At 56.1% G+C, this 16,027-nt stretch carries 14 protein-coding genes and 3 pseudogenes; 9 read left to right on the plus strand and 8 right to left on the minus strand.

The features are described from left to right. The first annotated feature begins 12 nt into the window (after positions 1-12). From HGP13_RS37045 to HGP13_RS37075, 7 genes and pseudogenes are all read left to right on the plus strand, one after another. Positions 13-1,053, plus strand: coding sequence for a low specificity L-threonine aldolase (locus tag HGP13_RS37045; protein WP_172235159.1), 1,041 nt, complete (start codon positions 13-15; stop codon positions 1,051-1,053). Between the two features lie 48 nt (positions 1,054-1,101). After that, positions 1,102-1,768: pseudogene (ehuC, locus tag HGP13_RS37050) on the plus strand (ectoine/hydroxyectoine ABC transporter permease subunit EhuC). Further along, positions 1,769-2,437, plus strand: coding sequence for an ectoine/hydroxyectoine ABC transporter permease subunit EhuD (ehuD, locus tag HGP13_RS37055; RefSeq protein ID WP_109670744.1), 669 nt, complete (start codon positions 1,769-1,771; stop codon positions 2,435-2,437). Next, on the plus strand, positions 2,438-3,256 hold the full coding sequence (gene ehuA / locus HGP13_RS37060) for an ectoine/hydroxyectoine ABC transporter ATP-binding protein EhuA (RefSeq protein WP_281411012.1): 819 nt from the start codon (positions 2,438-2,440) through the stop codon (positions 3,254-3,256). A gap of 113 nt (positions 3,257-3,369) precedes the next feature. Next, a complete protein-coding gene (locus HGP13_RS37065) occupies positions 3,370-4,848 on the plus strand; it encodes an aldehyde dehydrogenase (RefSeq protein ID WP_172235160.1) in 1,479 nt (492 codons plus the stop codon). A gap of 56 nt (positions 4,849-4,904) precedes the next feature. Continuing rightward, positions 4,905-5,193: pseudogene (locus HGP13_RS37070) on the plus strand (FAD-binding protein); the annotation flags it as partial. A gap of 653 nt (positions 5,194-5,846) precedes the next feature. Beyond that, a complete protein-coding gene (locus tag HGP13_RS37075; protein WP_109670748.1) occupies positions 5,847-6,596 on the plus strand; it encodes a hypothetical protein in 750 nt (249 codons plus the stop codon). A gap of 116 nt (positions 6,597-6,712) precedes the next feature. Here the strand turns inward: HGP13_RS37075 and HGP13_RS37080 are convergent, their stop codons facing one another. From HGP13_RS37080 to HGP13_RS37090, 3 genes are read right to left on the minus strand one after another with little or no spacing between them, the layout of a single operon-like run. Next, the gene (locus tag HGP13_RS37080; RefSeq protein ID WP_172235161.1) at positions 6,713-7,564 is read right to left on the minus strand and encodes a hypothetical protein; all 852 of its coding nucleotides are present in this window, start codon (positions 7,562-7,564) and stop codon (positions 6,713-6,715) included. Next, on the minus strand, positions 7,565-8,533 hold the full coding sequence (locus HGP13_RS37085; RefSeq protein ID WP_172235162.1) for an ImmA/IrrE family metallo-endopeptidase: 969 nt from the start codon (positions 8,531-8,533) through the stop codon (positions 7,565-7,567). It lies immediately after the preceding gene. A gap of 2 nt (positions 8,534-8,535) precedes the next feature. Beyond that, positions 8,536-8,880, minus strand: a complete 345-nt coding sequence (locus HGP13_RS37090; RefSeq protein ID WP_246707511.1) for a helix-turn-helix transcriptional regulator — start codon at positions 8,878-8,880, stop codon at positions 8,536-8,538. 224 nt (positions 8,881-9,104) lie between these two features. Here HGP13_RS37090 and HGP13_RS37095 point away from each other — a divergent pair, with 224 nt between their 5' ends. Together HGP13_RS37095 and HGP13_RS37100 are read left to right on the plus strand one after the other, a co-directional pair. Next, complete coding sequence (locus HGP13_RS37095; protein WP_172235164.1) at positions 9,105-9,857, plus strand: multiubiquitin domain-containing protein; 753 nt, start codon at positions 9,105-9,107, stop codon at positions 9,855-9,857. Further along, positions 9,854-11,260, plus strand: a complete 1,407-nt coding sequence (locus HGP13_RS37100) for a ThiF family adenylyltransferase (RefSeq protein WP_172235165.1) — start codon at positions 9,854-9,856, stop codon at positions 11,258-11,260. Before HGP13_RS37095 ends, HGP13_RS37100 begins: the two co-directional genes overlap by 4 nt. Before the next feature lie 236 nt (positions 11,261-11,496). On the opposite strand, the gene HGP13_RS37105 is transcribed toward HGP13_RS37100, so the two are convergent. The 5 genes and pseudogenes from HGP13_RS37105 to HGP13_RS37125 form a co-directional block, all read right to left on the minus strand. After that, a complete protein-coding gene (locus tag HGP13_RS37105) occupies positions 11,497-12,372 on the minus strand; it encodes a TniQ family protein (protein ID WP_172235166.1) in 876 nt (291 codons plus the stop codon). A gap of 64 nt (positions 12,373-12,436) precedes the next feature. Beyond that, positions 12,437-13,312, minus strand: coding sequence for a TniB family NTP-binding protein (locus tag HGP13_RS37110; protein WP_246707535.1), 876 nt, complete (start codon positions 13,310-13,312; stop codon positions 12,437-12,439). Continuing rightward, positions 13,236-13,883, minus strand: a pseudogene (locus HGP13_RS37115) (IS66 family transposase); the annotation flags it as partial. The pseudogene HGP13_RS37115 and the gene HGP13_RS37110, both read right to left, overlap by 77 nt. A gap of 92 nt (positions 13,884-13,975) precedes the next feature. Continuing rightward, positions 13,976-14,389: a tyrosine-type recombinase/integrase gene (locus HGP13_RS37120; RefSeq protein WP_172235247.1), complete on the minus strand. Its 414-nt coding sequence runs from the start codon at positions 14,387-14,389 to the stop codon at positions 13,976-13,978. A gap of 80 nt (positions 14,390-14,469) precedes the next feature. Continuing rightward, a complete protein-coding gene (locus tag HGP13_RS37125) occupies positions 14,470-16,026 on the minus strand; it encodes an ISL3 family transposase (RefSeq protein ID WP_172234322.1) in 1,557 nt (518 codons plus the stop codon). Between the last annotated feature and the right edge of the window lies 1 nt (position 16,027).

The following is a 16,027-nucleotide window of genomic DNA, read 5'->3' on the forward strand; positions in this document are numbered from 1 at the left end:
AACATAGCTCAAATGCGTCTTTTTGCATCCGATAACGTGACCGGCGCCTGCCCAGCTGTCGTAGAAGCGGTCCTCTCCGCCAACGCTGGTCTCGCTGCGTCGTACGGGGAAGATTACTGGTCGACTGCTTTGAGGGCTAAATTCTCGGAGATTTTTGAGACACAGGTAGAAGTATTTCCGGTTCTTTCCGGGACGGCCTCAAATGCACTGGCTCTGGCAGCCCTAACGCCGGTTTACGGAAAAGTGTACTGCCATGAGTTATCCCACATCAATACTGATGAATGTGGGGCGCCTGAGCTACTCACCGGCGGTGCAAAACTCATCCCGATGCGCGGTGCCAATGGCCGGATCGTGCCGGATGACCTTGCCCAGGCAATTCGCGGCCGTGGAAATGTTCACGTTCCTCAACCCGCCGTCGTTAGCATCACGCAGGCATGCGAAACCGGCACAGTTTACCGGCCTGGTGAGATTCTCGAAATTGCGGCGATCGCCCGTGATCATCACCTTAAAGTTCACATGGATGGCGCACGCTTTGCAAATGCACTTTCAACCTTGGGTGTCACTCCTGCACAAATGACATGGCAGGCCGGCGTCGATGTTCTGTCATTCGGCGGGACAAAAAATGGATGCTTCGTGGCTGAAGCGGTAATCTTCTTCAAGCCTGAAATGGCTGAAAATTTTGATTTTTTGCGCAAGAGGTCAGGACAGTTAATTTCAAAGATGCGTTTCGTTTCGTCACAGCTACTGGCCTATATCTCCGATGACCTTTGGCTTCAAAATGCAATGGTTGCAAACAAAATGGCTCAAAAACTGAGCCGCGGAATGGCGGCTCTCCCCGACATCGAACTGGCCTATCCGACCGAGTCTAATGAGGTCTTCGTGCGGCTACCAGATTACCTCATTGGCGGCCTAAGGGCAAAGCACCGATACATCAACGAAGATGAGCTTGATGGGAAAGCCGTTCGCTTTGTAGCATCATGGGTCACTACAGACGAGGAAGTTCAGAGCCTTCTCGACGATATCAGTCAATGCATCCTGGAAGCCAAAGCGTGAGAGTCAGAGCGCAGACATACTAAGTTCTCAACAGGGCGCCCCGCCGCGATGACATTTGTGGAATTCATCATCACCTACTATCCGCGCTTCCTCAGCGGTACGATAGTGACTATCGAGCAGTTCGTTTTGGCGTCAGTGTTGTGCATTTTCCTGGCCCTTCTAGCTGGGCTTATGAAGCTCTCACCTAGAACCTCGGTCCGCGCCTGCGCCACCGTCTATATTGAAATATTCCGCGGTACGTCGCTGTTAGTGCAATTATACTGGATCTTCTTCGTGTTACCACTATTTGGTATAACGCTTGACAAGTTTACGGCAGGATTTGTGGCCGTCGGTCTTAATGTGGGCGCCTACGGCGCAGAACTCGTTCGTGGGGGGGGTGCTTTCCGTCCCAACAGGACAATGGGAGGCGGCGGTTTCTATTAATATGTCGCCTGGAAAACGGATGTCCCGAATCATACTTCCTCAAGCATTGGTAAACATGCTGCCCGCATGGGGCAACTTGTTGATCGAACTGCTGAAAGGAACGGCTCTGGTGGCCACTATTGCTGTAGCAGACCTGACGTTTGAAGCGCGTCAAATCAATTATTCGACGTTCCTGTCGGCCCAAAGTTTCGGGACTGCGTTGATAATATATTACGTCCTGGCAAGGTTTCTTTTAACTCCTCTCATGCGCCGGCTCGAAAAGATCATGGCGAGTCAGATAGGAAGGGAATAGATGACCAACTGGCGCTGGGATTTTGTCTGGGAGATCCTTCCGAGATTAATCTGGGCAACCGGAAACACTCTGCTCGCCGCTGGCGGAGGGTACGCCATAGCGCTTGTACTGGGGCTGGCATTGGCAGTTGCACAAAGGTCGAGGCACAAACTATCCAAAAACATCCTGCGCGAATTGGTCGAATTCATCCGCTCGACACCTCTCGTGCTCCAAATATTCTTCATTTTCTATGTCGGCCCCCAATTTGGGGTGTGGCTGTCACCATGGACGGCGGGAATGGTGGCGATAGGCCTCCACTACGCAGCGTACCTGTCTGAGGTGTATCGTGGAGGCATTGATAGCGTACCCAAGGGTCAGTGGGAGGCGGCCACCGCGATAAACTTGACAACGACACAAACCTACTGGCGCATCATCCTTCCCCAGGCGTTGCCCCCCTCCCTGGCAGGTATGGGAAATTATCTCGTTGGCATATTCAAAGACACGCCTATGCTTTCGGTCATCGGCGTTGGTGAGTTGATGCATACGGCGAACGCGATCGGATCCGAAAGTTATCGCTTTTTGGAACCCTACACTCTCGTCGGCGTGATCTTCCTTGCCATATCGCTCCCGACTGCGGCCTTGGTCCGTCTGCTAGAAGCTTCGGTGCGTCGCACCTTGGGGATGAGTTGAATGAGTGAGGACATGACACAATTTCCACTGCGGCTTGAAGGCGAGAATGCACCGATGGTTCGGTTCATGAACGTGTCCAAGAGCTATGGCGAACTCACTGTGCTCGATCAGCTAAATTTGGACGTTGCTCCAGGTGAGATGATGACGATCATCGGGCCTTCCGGTTCAGGAAAAACAACCGTTCTGCGGATGTTAATGACGCTTGAGACCATCAATAGAGGCGTAATTTATGTCGATGGGGAACCCCTCACGCACATGGAGAAGAACGGGGTTCTTGTTCCCGCAAACAAAGTGCACCTTCGAAGGATGCGCGCCAAGATTGGCATGTGTTTTCAGCACTTCAATCTGTTCCCTCATATGACAGCGCTACAGAACTGCATGGAAGGGCCAGTGCAGGTCCTCGGACTCACAAAGGAAAGCGCGCGTCAGCGAGCCGAGGAATTGCTGGAAATGGTAGCCATGTCGGACAAGCGAGATCATCATCCGTCCCGCCTTTCTGGCGGTCAGCAGCAGCGTGTCGCAATTGCTCGAGCCCTTGCCATGCGGCCAAAGGTGATGCTGTTCGATGAGGTAACGTCAGCACTTGATCCAGAAGTCATAAACGAAGTCACTGGCGTTATCCGAAAGCTCGTGGGAGAGCATCATCTAACGATGATGATGGTAACGCACCAAATGGGATTCGCTAGGGACATATCTGACAGGGTATGCTTCTTCTACGGTGGGAAGATTGAAGAACAAGGCGCACCTGCCGATCTCTTTGGCAGCCCAAAGAAGCAAAGAACTAAGCAGTTTCTGAGCGCGGTCAAAGAAGCAGTATGACAGCTTGCTGAGGCGTCGTTTCGACAGAGATCATGTGCCGACAATCACTATTGGAAGGTAGAAGTGATGAATTATGTTCTACAGATATTCGCTAGTGTATCTGGTGCGAAGTCATGAGTAATTGTCTGACTGTGGAGGAATATAGAGCAATAGCGGGATCAATTCTGCTGCCAACGCAAGCATTCATAGACGGAACGTTTCGACCGGCTATCTCGGGAAAGACCTTCGAATCCATAAACCCGGCGACGGGCAAGGTGCTTGCTAATATTGCCGCTTGTGACAAGAATGATGTGGATCTCGCAGTGGCTAAGGCTCGCGAGGCCTTCAAGGATGGCCGCTGGTGCAAGATGCTGCCTGCAGACCGTAAGGCCGTGCTGCTGCGTTTGGTTGAGCTTTTGCGGCGCAATGCGCGCGAACTGGCTGTGATGGAGTCAATCGACAGCGGTAAGACGATCTACGATTGCGAGAGCGTTGACCTTCCCGAAGCCATTAACTGCATAAAATGGCATGCCGAGGCGATAGACAAGATTTACGATCAAGTGTCACCCGCGTCAGATGGTCACATGGCGATGATCGTGCGTGAGCCCATCGGCGTCGTCGGCCTTGTCTTGCCCTGGAACTTCCCACTGCTAATGCTGGCATGGAAAATTGGGCCGGCGCTGGCGGCGGGCTGTTCCGTTGTCGTCAAACCCGCGGAGGACACATCGCTTACAACCCTTCGTGTCGCCGAGCTGGCGCATGAAGCAGGGGTTCCTAAAGGAGTGCTGAATGTCGTAACGGGGTCCGGAGCTGATGTCGGCCAGCCGCTAGGCCTGCACACGGACGTCGATATGGTGTCCTTTACAGGCTCTACCGAAACCGGCCGACGGTTCTTACGCTATGCCGCCGACAGCAATATCAAGGAAATTGTTCTGGAAATGGGGGGCAAAAACCCCTGTATAGTGATGGATGATGCCGAGAACTTGGAAAGCGTGGCTGCCCATGTGGTGAACGGGGCTTTTTGGAACATGGGAGAGAACTGTTCTGCAATATCCCGGCTCATAGTTCACAAAGACGTCAAAGCCCCCTTGCTGGAGCGCATCGTGGCATGTGTTCGTGAATGGCCGCTAGGCGACCCGCTTAACCCGGGGAACCGTATTGGCGCCCTCGTCTCGAGAGCGCATTTCGACAAGGTTTGTTCCTATCTTGATGGCGGCGAGAAGTTGTACATCGGCGGTTCGACCGTCGAAGGCATCTATGTAGAGCCCACCGTAATGGATGTGTCCAACAATCAGGTAAGAGCCGCCCGCGACGAGATTTTCGGACCTATCCTATCAGTCATAACTGTAGAAAGCCTCGATGAAGCTATCCAAATCGCCAACGATACTGACTATGGTCTAACGGCGTCAATCTTCACCGGAAATGCAAAAAGAGCGCTCCATGGTGCACGAAGCTTGAAGGCTGGCACCGTTACCGTTAACAGCTTCGGAGAAGGCGACGCTTCTACTCCCTTCGGGGGATACAAGCAATCGGGCTTTGGAGGGCGCGATAAATCTATCCACGCCCACGATCAATATACTCAGCTCAAAACCATTTGGTTGGATTTGTCTTGAGAGGGTTGATTGGGTATAGTGCATGTTCTCATTCGTTATTGGTAAAGAGAGGGCCGCAATTGCATTGAGGCGGCAGCCTACAGCCCGCCGAAGCCGCGGATGATGCCCATCGGCTGGAAGATGTCTCTTCCTTCCCGCTATGTTCAACGCAGGTCGGCAAGGTCGTCATCCCCGATCTCTACATCGAGGCTGGCATTTCGGGCGCGATCCAACATCTCGCCGGCATGAGGGATTCGAAGGTCATCGTCGCTATCAACAAGGACGAGGAGGCACCGATCTTCCAAGTTGCGACTGGCCTGGTCGGCGATCTTTCCGTCACCCCTGCCAGAGTTGCAGAAGGCGCTTGAGTTCGGCCGGATGGCCCTCCGCTTCTTAAGCTGGGCAGGGGGGCCGATTGATGAGGTGTGCTGGGCTCAAACCGTCGGCCCTCGTTCAAAATGCTGAATGAATCTCCAACTGTCAGACCATCTTCGCCGCGATAATATCTTTTAGCCGCGTCGGGGCGAGATGAAAACGGAGAGCAGCCTGCACCTTTCACACCCTGACCCGAGCAAGTAGCCTGCCGTGGGTGGATGCGGCTAAATTATACCGGAGTGGCGGTAATACGCAGAATTGCCGCAATATACCGTCGAAAATCAATCTCACTCATTTGCGAAAATCGCTCAAAATGCAACTGCCGTGCCGATCACAGTTCTGGCTGGAGCATGACGATCAACGATCCAGATGCGCGGAATATACTTCCCTGCAAAGGCGCCAATTGCTTGCCGGCGTTATGCTTGGCATTAGATCGCCGACCAACCGAACTTGTGAAGGGGCCACCCTCAGGTCGGCTTGGCCGCGCGAGCGAAGCGCACGCACACGGGCTGATTTTTCGAACTACCGAGCGCGGCAAAGCACCATACGTTTCGTGCCTGTTATCGCACTTTGCGCCAAAACACATGTGTCGACGCGTCGATTCAATGCGAGAGGCGCGAACCTGAATTCTCATTGAGGGCATCATGACAGAACTTGACACTCAGATACTAGACCGCGTCACAAAACCATCTAAGGCAGCTACTGTTGGCCTGATCGTTCTCAATACCGACGAGGTGGCTGGCATAGCTTTCAACTCTATAATGCCAAAGGAAAAGGTTTCGGTCTTCGAGACGAGGTGTGGCTACAATACCGTTAACGGGTTTTCACTAACCAGGACCTTGGCTGAGGTGGCCAATGATCTGCCGCCGGTTGATCGAATGGACGTGGTGGCGTTCAGTTGCACCAGCGGTACTGTAGCTTGGGGTCTGGAAAGGCTGTTTTCCGAGCTTAGTAAGGCGTTCCCTGGCGCCAAGTATACGTCGCCGGCTTCGGCGGCCATCTTAGCTTTGAGGCGGTTAAACGCGTCGCGTATAGCATTATTGACCCCCTACGGATTAGAAACGCATAAATCATTTCTTAGCTTCTTTGGCGGAACCGGCTTCGAAATTGTAGCAAATGGAACTTTCCCTTATTCGACCGATCATGAAATATGCGAGCTAAGTAGCGAATCTATCTTCGGAGCAGCTAAGACATTGACTTTGGATGGTTTGCCGGATGCGCTTTTCATCTCATGCTGCGCAACGCCCGTCGTGCCTCATATCAAAGACTTGGAAAGGGAGCTTGGTATCCCCGTTGTTACCAGTTCCCAGGCCATGGCGTGGGATGCGCTTCATCTTGCTGATTGCTACGAGCCCATTCAAGGATTTGGACGGCTTTTGACATTGTCGCGGTAGTCGGATTGATAGGATTCCTAAACCAACGACGCTAAATATGGGTGAAGCTGGAATTCGGCGCTCGGGGCGCCCCATGACCGACCGAACAGGTGAAATACGTCAACTTAATTTCACAATTACGGCTTCAGCAAATGCTGAACGGCCCATAAACAGTGAAATCCCACGAGCGCGGCAACGTGCGCCAGGTGTGCGCGCGTCGTCGGTGCAATCGCGCGTTTAGACTTCGAACAGCTCAACCCGTGCCTGTCGAACAGCGGTATCAACGCTAGGAACCAACTTGAAGTCTTGAAGTGATCCAAAAAGGTTTCGCTTTCTACCGAGAGCGTTTTAATATGTGGCCCGAGCACCGACACTATTGCTTTCGCCGCATTTACGATAAGCGGCAAGGCATCGAAGAAGATCGGAAGCCTTGCATCTTGTAGGGAGGCGAAGGCAGCCATAGCCTCACCTCCGACATAGGAATATATGGTCGCCACCCGTTCCGCGCTAAGATGGGAGGCTTTGTGCGGCATGTTGAGCAGAGCGTCGGTATCTTCCCACGAAATCGCCTGGATAAAGGCCGGCTCCCCTACTTCCGGTGGCGGACCATAGGTAAACAACCCATAGTTCTTCGACCTCCCGGCTTGGCTCCCCCTTGTGAAGAAGGTCTCCAGGCTTCTGATTCGGTTGGCGTGGTTATGATGTCGGGCGTTCCGAATTGCCAACAGTGTCGCTGTTGGCGCAGTTCGGTTCCACTCAAACACGATTCGAGGATCGTCCTTTGCGGCGTCATAAATGCTATGAAATGCGTTCAGGATCGCCGAAAGACCTTGGTCCAGGTTTCTGGCACATTCCTGCGGGTCGATCCGCAGAAGCTTCGGTGCGCGCATGAGATGTTCGGTATTGATCCGCAACGCATGCGAAAAACTATCGAAAGCTTCGCTTATTGATTTCACGCTTTCCTCAAAACTTTTGGGAGATTTCAGCACTTAGGATTTCGCGGAACGAGCCGAAAATCCGAGAGACAAACCGCGGGCGAAAGGCGGAATGACAAACGATGTCTTCAAGTCGGACCGCGCATGGATCAGAATAAAGGTATTGTACGGAGTACCAAAACCTTCCGCGACGAACTCGACGATCTGGCCGTTCCTGTCTTCCATTGGCAGTGTGCCGGGTTTGGACATCTTTCGACCGCCTAGGGGAATGAAGCTGGCCAATGGATTCGCGCCATCGATCTGTTCGGGTAGGATTAACTCTCCGAAGCGCTTTTGAAAGAGCGGCGATATCTCAACCCGGCGAAGCGGAGACGTCATCCCCAGGAGAGGACATACCTCGACCGGGTTAAGGACTATAACCGCGCAGGCTCTGGTATTGCGCCTTACATACTCTCTCAGCGATGCGTAAATTGAGGCTCCAAATTTCTTGCTGAGAGCCAGCGGCACTTTAATGCCAAAGCTGCTGTCAGCCGCCATCTGTGCAAAGCGCGAATCCTGGAAAAAGACTACCGCAGCGAAGATGTTTGCCTCACGCTCGAACTGATCGGATATGTCGGGCGACAAGGACTTATCGCAGTCCTGTATCCACTTAAACATCGGCCTTTGGTGGGGGATGTGCTTATGTCCGGCCTCATGCAGTTTGATGAAATTCTGCTTTGTCTCCGTGACAGAGGTGTCGATATGGATGAGATCCGCCTGAACGTCGAATACCCCTCGCACCTTCTCGATTGCCGATTTCACAAATCGTGCGGCGCGATCCCCGAGATCCTGAGCGTAGCGCAGGAGAGTTCGTGGATCGAAGGCGCTCAGAGGCGAGACCCGGAGCTTGGCCGCGCTCAATAAATCAGGGACCGGCGTAGGCAGCCGGTCCCATGCATTTGCTTTATTCAACAGGTCGATCGCCGCGCGATGGATGGCGGTATACTCATTTGGCGAAAGCGAGCTGTCATCGGGCTTTCTCAAGATCAATCCTTCTTTGACCGTAGATAACCGAGGTATTTCAATAACTCTGCCTCCTCAGTCTGCGTTAAATGCAATTCAGCGAAGGTCGCCGCTCTCCCATGGCGCTCAACATCGGTACGCGCTGTAGTGATATAGCCCGCTAACTCCATAAGTTTGTCGTAATCCACGCCGTACAGGTTTGAGAGTGCATACAGGATATTCGGTGACGGTCTTTGAATCTTTCCGTTTTCAATCTGGCTGAGATAGGCATTTGATACTTCTTTGTTAGTGGCCTCCTCAACTTGGCGGAGGGTCAGCTTTCGGTCAGTGCGGATAGACCCGATATATTCTCCTAGGGTTACTTTCACGACTCTACTCTTTTCATGGCAGTGCATGATGCGCCGAGCACTACCTGGGTTTCACGGCGCAAGGCATTTTACCGCCACTGCTTGATAAGTCAAGCATGCGATGCATATGCTAATTATCTCAAGCGTGCGTATCTTTTGCTTGACAAACTGAGCAAGCTTGCCTCATCATGCAGGCATTGGATATCCGCGGTGGATCGCCAATAGCAACAGACGAGGCATTAAAGATGAAACTGACTGAAACTGAACATTCGAGTTCGCGCGTCGAGGAGCTTCTTGAGGAGATCCTCGACGAGATCGTCGATCTGGAAGCCTACGCCAAAGATGGCAAGCGCCCGCCATTGGCCAAGCGTTACCGCTTCAAGGTCAACGACACCGCTTACGTGTGGGACAAGCCGCACATCACCGGTCGCGAGGTTCTTGCGCTTGCTAGCCTGACGCCGCCTGAGAATTATACGCTGCGCGTAAAGCTCGCGGGGCACAAGCCGCAGAAGGTGGAACTAGATGAGCGTGTCGATCTCCGTCACCCTGGTACGGAGAAGTTCCGCGCGATCCGCAAAGAACAGACTGATGGTGAAGTCCAGGAGCGGCGCGATGCGCCGCTCCTGGACGCCGACCGGCTGTTCCTCGAGTCGTATGGCCTTCCGTTCGAGATCGTCCAAGACGGCTCTACGTGGGTGATTCTGCGCGATTTTCTCCTGCCACCCGGCTTCACGCACCAGCATGTCTCGGTTGCCATCCGCATCGAGCAGGGATACCCGCTGACTCAGCTCGATATGCTCTATGTCTTTCCGAAGCTTGCTCGGCTGGACGGCCGCGAAATCCCACAAACGCAGGTCGAGCAGTCCATCGAAGACAAAATATTCCAGCGCTGGTCGCGTCACCGCTCCGGCGAAAATCAGTGGATTCCGGGTGTCGATTGTCTCGAGACTCATGTCTTCCTCATCGAAGAGATTTTCGAGAAGGAGGCTGCGCGATGAATGTCACGCTCAGCATATCCGTCGACCAGCACGACAAACTATTCGATCATTTGTTCCCTGGCGATAACCTCGAGGCTGCCGCCCTTCTCCTGTGCGGCGGTGCTAAGCACGCCGATCGATACCGACTGTCAGTTCGGGAAATCATCCTGTTAGATCACGACAAGTGCAAACGCCTCGATGATCGGATTTCCTGGCCGACCGACCTGATAGTCCCGCATCTCGACACTGCCGAAGCGCTTGGCCTTAGTGTGATCAAGGTGCATTGCCATCCGGGCGGCCATTCCGCATTCTCCTCCGACGACGACGAGGGCGACGGAGAGCTTTTGCCCATCGTACGCTCTTGGGTTGCCGCCAATCTCCCGCACGGAAGCATCGTCATGTTGCCGAGCGGTCGCCTGTTTGGCCGTTACCTCTGGCAGGGTCACGCTATGCATAATTTGGATATGATCAGCGTGGCTGGACCCGACATTCGTTTCTTCCCGAATGTCCAAAGGAACACAGCGGCTGAGCCATCCTTCGGTGCATCTCAGGACCAGGCTTTTGGAGAAGGTACAACCTCAACCCTCGCCAAGCTTCGAGCTGGCATCGTAGGCATCTCGGGCACTGGCAGTCCACTGCTCGAGCAGTTGGTACGCCTCGGCTTCGGAGAAGTAGTCATTGTCGATCCAGACCACGTCGAGGATCGCAATCTAAACCGCATCTTGAATAGTTCCGTCGCCGACGCTCAGGCCGCACGACTCAAAGTGGATGTTGCCGAAACGGCTGTGCTTGCAACCGGCCTTCCAACCCGGATCATCAAGATGGCAACAACGTTGATGTCGGCGCCGGCGATTCACGCGCTCTCGGTTTGCGATGTCATTTTCGGATGCGTAGACACCCATACCGGGCGCTTTCTGACAAACTTGGTATCGACCTACCACACGATCCCCTATTTCGATATCGGTGTGATGCTTGATGCAGCTGTGGAAGGCGACGACAAGGGAAAGATCCTGGATATCTTCGGCACGGTCCACTATCTGGTGCCCGGCCGTTCTAGCCTGATCTCCCGGGATGTCATCTCTCTGAGCACCGTGGCAGCAGAGGGCTTGGCGACGTCGGACCCGGCGGCGGCGGCTCAACAGGTTCGCGACAAATACATTCGCGGTGCCGTCGCAAGCAGGCCTGCCGTCATCACCATCAACATGTTTGCCGCAGCGTTGGCCGCGAATGATTTTCTTGCCCGGGTACATAATTACCGCCAGATGCCAAATGCCGATGTCGCATCAATCGAGTTCAGTCTTGGTCAGTTGCGCCTTGTCGCAGACGAGGAACAGGAAGACTGTACGCTTCTGCGCCCATGGCTGGGGCATGGCGATATCGCGCCACTTTTGGGACTGCCCGAACTCTGGGAGATCTCGCAATGAATTGGTTGGGGGATGCAGCTCAGTATATGGCCGGCAGCATGCGCCACCTTTTTCGCCGGCCCTACCGGGCTATCGTGCGGGAGGGTAGCTTACCAAAGTTGATCGCCCCGCGAACGCTTTACATACTCAATGAAGATGGGGAAGCTTGGCAAGCTGTCGTACTGCAATTAAATGTGAGATTGCGGCAACTTCTCCAGAAAATTGCGCTTAATGATGAGAATCGATGCGCTTGAGTCTCAGTTCAGCTGCAGTGGCTGCGGGGTTCTCGAGCTGCCGGCGCCGATTGCAGCGAACCGCGTATAATGGGCGCCAAGCGTTTGGCGCTTGAGTTCGGACACTAGCGCCGGACCTTCCCGGTGGACGATTGAGATGCCAGCGAGCAGTGCTATGCGGAGTGCGATCGGCAAGATGGGTCTTGCAATCGTAGGTCTAGGAAGTCCCTGTTCCGCTACAAGCTCATCAAAACCTTGAACGACGGCACCAAGGATGGTGGAGTGGTCTATCAATGCATCATGGCGGAAGGGCTTTGGGCACCGCCTGATGAGCAGCAATCGGGCGATATCGATTGGCGATATCCGACCGGCAGATGCTTCCCTCAGCGACTGACCGATGAGCCGCTCGCCGTCGAGGGCATCTTCCCAAAGATCCTCGAACGGCGATGACGGGCTTGCCAGAGCAGATATTCCCTCCCTCTTGTCATGCTGCCGTTGTCTGCAAACGGGACAGGTTATCCGCCAACCCTCGATCCAGCTTCGCTGTACCGCAGTTGCCGCGCCTTGCCACCTGTTTTGCTCGGCACAGGCGGTGCAGCGTTGAATGGCGCGTGGCGCTACGAGCCGCGCCGCCGATTTTGGGAATCCAGAGGTGGCCATTGCCAGGATTGCCGAAGATTGGGTTCGAAACAGCCTCGCAACGTGGCCGGCGGCGGTTGGCCCCAGCTTTGTATCGGATTGCCGCAATGACGTTGCCTCCGGAATGGCATGGCGAAACATTATCAGCGGTGAGACGCCGTAGAAATCGGCATGGCGCGTGATCCATGACGACAGGAGCTCATCCGGGACAGGTTTGAGAATGACAGGAAGCGGCTTCGTGTCGCCGAGGTCTCGGATCATGCGTAAGCTGTTTCGGCGCTAACTGGAGGGCACCAACTTTCCACCGCTTCATCCGTGATGTGCTCTATGCCGCTCTCGATCGAATCGGCCGCCAGGCTCGTGATCGCGTGGAAAATATTTGCAGTGATGCCGCCGCTGATCTGCAGAATTCGGCGCAGAGATTTCGGCGTGAGCACCGTCGGTCGGCGAAGCGGCAAATTCCGCAAAATGGATGAGACCAGCGCTTCGAACTGTTCGTTGGCCGCCACCTATTTAAGGTCAGCTCGCCGAACCGGCGAGCAAGCTGTACGTCGCCGCTTATCGCCTCGCGGGCTTCGATGACGCCGAAGCAAACCAGGGAGATCTGAAGCCGATTGCTGAGAAATCGTAGCGTGTTCAGCACGACCCGCTGTTCGCGGTACGAGCCAGCGAGAATGTTATGTATTTCATCGATCACCAGGACCTGGACGCCGACGGTTTTCAGAAGTCGCAACGCCGCTTGCTCCATATGCACGATGTCGGCGCGGGGTGCCTGTGGTGCGCCAAGGGCAGCCAGAATCTCGGCATATAAACGGCGCTCACCTGGCTTCCCGGTCATCTCGATTGCCAGCACCGGTATAGCCTGAACGCCGGTCGTCGGATCAAAGCATGAGGGATTATTATCGCAGAATTTCTCCAGGATCATTGTCTTGCCCATGCCACTGTCGCCGTAGATGGCCACCGAAGGCATGCGAGTGCCGCGAGGATGATCGACCAGTAGGTTGAGACGATCGAGCGCCTGCTTGGCGCGCGGATAAAAAATCCAGCGGCGGGCCTGGATTGCGCGAACGCGCAGAACGTCGGGCTCGCTGAGGAGGTCTTTGGCCGCTTGCGTCAGATGGATGGTAGCGGATTGCTTCAGCGAGCTTGCTCTTCTGGCTGACCAGGGCGAGCTTCTCGCGCAGCCATGGCTGGAGGGTATCGATGATGGGGCGGCTTCTCTCCTGGCGCGCGGTGCGCCGCTCTTCGGGCGAGCGTCCCCGTATCTCGTTCTCGATCTTGTAGAGCTCGGCGATGCGCTGGAGCGCCTCCGTGGCGATCGGCGCGGGCCCGGACTGGGCCAGTTCGTAGAAGCGTCGACGGACATGCGCCCAGCAGAACGCCAGGCTCACGGCATTGCGCTCGGCCAACGCCCGGTATCCGGCGTAGCCGTCGACTTGCAGGATTCCGACGAAGCCCTGAAGGTGCCGCAGTGGCTGTTCGGCCTTGCGGTCGGGTGCATAGAGATAGGCGACGCCAGGTGGAGCGATCCCGCCCCAGGGGCGATCGTCGCGAGCATAAGCGAACAGCTGGCCCGTCTTGGTGCGGCCGCGCCCGGGATCGAGCACCGGCGCCGTGGTCTCGTCGGCGAAGAGCTTCCCGGAGGCCTTCAGCCGCTCGAACAACCGCTCGTGGATGGGGCGGAGCAGGAAAGCCGCCTTGCCGACCCAATCGGCAAGCGTCGAGCGATCCAGGTTCACGCCTTGGCGGGCGTAGATTTGCGCCTGGCGATAAGATGTTGCGCAGAGGATTATGCTGCGGAGGCTCCATTTCCTCCCTGATTTCAGGCAATCTGGAGTAATCTCCGCAACATAATTTATTGGACTCAAATAGCGTTTAGGAACGCCATCACGCCCTTGTTCTCTTTCCACGGCCTTTCCGGTCGCGGAGCGGCGGCGCTGCAGAGTGCCATCGCTTTCGCTTTCATCTCGAGATCGATCTCGGCGTAGATGTTGGTGGTCTCAAGGCTTACATGTCCGAGCCATGCACGGATGGTGTTAAGGTCGACACCCGCCTGCAGCAGATGGCAGGCGCATGTATGGCGGATCACGTGGGGTGTGATCGGCCTTGCAGCGAGCGATGGCACCTGTGCCGCACATCGCTCGACAAGCCGATAAACTCCGAACCGCGTATATCGTTTGCGATGGCGGCTGAGGAAGACGGGCTCGCAGGTTTCCCGTCCCTGAATGAGCTCGCCGAGCGTATCCTCTGTGCGCGCCCACAGTGGGCATTGGCGGATTTTGTGTCAAACGGCCTCCAAAACTGACCCCCGATCGGCGTCCAATTTTGGCTCTGACGCACTTTTGGTGGTGATGGAGCCTACCCAGCGCCGATGACGCGCGCCTGGAGTAGGTCGAGTTTTCCTCGGCCGTACATTTGGCGTTTCACGAGCTTGAGTTTGGTGATCTGCCCCTCGGTTTGGCCATTGGACCAGGGAGATGTGATCGCCGCGCTCACAGCCGCTCGGTCCTTGACGATGCCGTTGGCGAAGGGGGCAACAAGGCCCGATCGAGCTTGCTCCAGCCATGGCTCAAGATCGACGAGAGACTTCTTGCGGATCATGGCCTGGAAGGCGGCGATGATTCCTCGGGCATCGACCAGCTGGGGCACACCGCCCTCAATCGCGGCGACAAGGACGGTTTCGGACTTGGAGAGGTTGTCGCGACCGACGGTCATCAGCCGCGCTATGGTCCGCGCCGAGGGCGCCCGGCTCAAGGCGCCACCATCGACCTTTTCCGCCTTCCGACGGCGCGTAGCCCACTCGGTGACAACCCGAAGACTACCACGGAACCCTTGGCCTTTGAGCCGTCGCCATAGCTCGGCGCCGTTCCGCCGTCCGGCCGACCACTGGGCGTCGAGCCATGGCAGGTGCAGTTCGAGCGAGTTCTCGCGGACGCGGAAGATATCCGAGCGTTGACCGCGCATGACGCGACGGACAAGGCCGCGGCTGTACCCGGTCCGGCGAACGATCTCCTTGATCGTCACCCCGGTCTTGGCCAGGCCGAGAATGGCGGCGTTGGTGTCTTCCCGGCGAAGATATCCCTCATATTGGATCCGCTCGGCGGCAGTGAGCAGGTCGGGATTGATCGTGACTGCGCCGATCGCGGACCGAATCTGGCGCATGGATTTGCGCACGGCGTCGAGGAAGGCGCGGCTGGCGTTCTCCATCAAGTGCCAACGGTCGGCCACCTGGATCGCCTTCGGCAGAGCCTTGGCTGCAGCCATTGCGTAGCCACCGCCACGGTCGCGGGCGACGATGCCGATCTGAGGCTGGTCAGAGAGCCAGGCCTGAGCCGTCGCTGGTTCCCGGTCAGGCAGCAATGCGATGGTCTTGCGCCGCTCCAGATCGCAGATGAGGGTTCCATAGCGCTGGTTGCGTCGCCACGCCCAGTCGTCGATCCCGATCACGGCTGGCGGAACGAAGCGCGGGCTGCCGCGCCGCCGCACGACGCGCAGCAGGGTGTCGTTGCTCACTGGCAGCATCAGTCTCCGGGCGAAGCCCGCTGCCGGGCGCCCGCCCAGAACAAGCCCAAGATGATGAACGATATCGTCGAGGCGAGCGGTTCGCCGCGCCCATGGCGCCAGGACGCCCTCGTCAAAGCGCTCGGCGAAGATTCGCCGGCCGCACAGAACCGCGTCGCAGTGGAACCGGCGCACCAGGACGACCAGCCGAACAGGCTTTCCAGCCAACGGCAGATCCGCCAAGCGCCGCTGATACCGGCTGTGGATCCGCTCCGATCTCGTTCCGCAGCCCGGACAGGCACTCGCCATGCTCAAAGGTCGGATCGTGATGAGCGTCGCGTCGACCGCACTGGCGGCATCTTCAACAACAAAGCCGCGAGGGACGAGAGTCGATGGTCGGAGGGCCTGGCCCATG

Source organism: Mesorhizobium sp. NZP2077 (assembly GCF_013170805.1).
GTDB lineage: Bacteria > Pseudomonadota > Alphaproteobacteria > Rhizobiales > Rhizobiaceae > Mesorhizobium.

Coding starts and splice junctions, on each gene's coding strand:
- HGP13_RS37105 (WP_172235166.1), bottom strand. CDS start 12,372: ATGATCCGAGACCTCGGCGACACGAAGCCGCTTCCTGTCATTCTCAAA.
- ehuA (WP_281411012.1), top strand. CDS start 2,438: ATGAGTGAGGACATGACACAATTTCCACTGCGGCTTGAAGGCGAGAAT.
- HGP13_RS37065 (WP_172235160.1), top strand. CDS start 3,370: ATGAGTAATTGTCTGACTGTGGAGGAATATAGAGCAATAGCGGGATCA.
- HGP13_RS37125 (WP_172234322.1), bottom strand. CDS start 16,026: ATGGGCCAGGCCCTCCGACCATCGACTCTCGTCCCTCGCGGCTTTGTT.
- HGP13_RS37095 (WP_172235164.1), top strand. CDS start 9,105: ATGAAACTGACTGAAACTGAACATTCGAGTTCGCGCGTCGAGGAGCTT.
- ehuD (WP_109670744.1), top strand. CDS start 1,769: ATGACCAACTGGCGCTGGGATTTTGTCTGGGAGATCCTTCCGAGATTA.
- HGP13_RS37100 (WP_172235165.1), top strand. CDS start 9,854: ATGAATGTCACGCTCAGCATATCCGTCGACCAGCACGACAAACTATTC.
- HGP13_RS37045 (WP_172235159.1), top strand. CDS start 13: ATGCGTCTTTTTGCATCCGATAACGTGACCGGCGCCTGCCCAGCTGTC.
- HGP13_RS37075 (WP_109670748.1), top strand. CDS start 5,847: ATGACAGAACTTGACACTCAGATACTAGACCGCGTCACAAAACCATCT.